The 622-nt window shown below is 39.1% G+C and carries 1 pseudogene; it reads left to right on the plus strand.

Features of this window, described 5'->3' with window-relative positions:
- Positions 1-622, plus strand: a pseudogene (locus tag C240_RS11285) (hypothetical protein); the annotation flags it as partial.

Consider the following 622-nt stretch of genomic DNA (forward strand, 5'->3'; position numbering starts at 1 on the left):
GCGGAATTCACTAATACCAACAGCAATGATACAACTGCACCCGACCAAGAGACAGTTGTCACACCAGCTGGAGAATACCTTGATACTATGGTAACGGATGAAGAAGGAAAAGGAAAGAGTGTTGTTCCTTTTACCAATGGTACGCAGAATAGGTACATTTTTGATGAAATCAATGAACCAGATAATTACCGTCAATTTGAACCAGTAGAATATAGCGTAGATTACGATGTTTCTACCGTTGAAATCGCTAGTTATGACTTAGGTTTAATCCGGAATGAGTTGAAAACAGGAGAAGTTGATTTCAATAAAAAAGATGACATGGATTTAAACGCCCTGTTCAATATCGCTGGGGCTGAAATTCATGTAGAAGGCATTTCCGAAAATACCAGAGATGTAGACTTTATATTTACCACAGGAGTCACGACAGAAAATTTGAAGTTGAAAGAAGGACGCTACCGCTTTTCAGAAGTAGGGTATCCTGATGGATTCACATTATCCCCTAATCAACCACATTCAATGATCGTAACTGTTTTGGACAATCAAAAGATCACTTTAGATTGGGAGAATACGAAGAAGCCGGTGGAAGAACCAAAAACACCAGTAACAATACCACTAACTACGG

This window comes from Enterococcus sp. 5H (assembly GCF_028128615.1).
In the GTDB taxonomy this organism is placed as follows: domain Bacteria; phylum Bacillota; class Bacilli; order Lactobacillales; family Enterococcaceae; genus Enterococcus_L.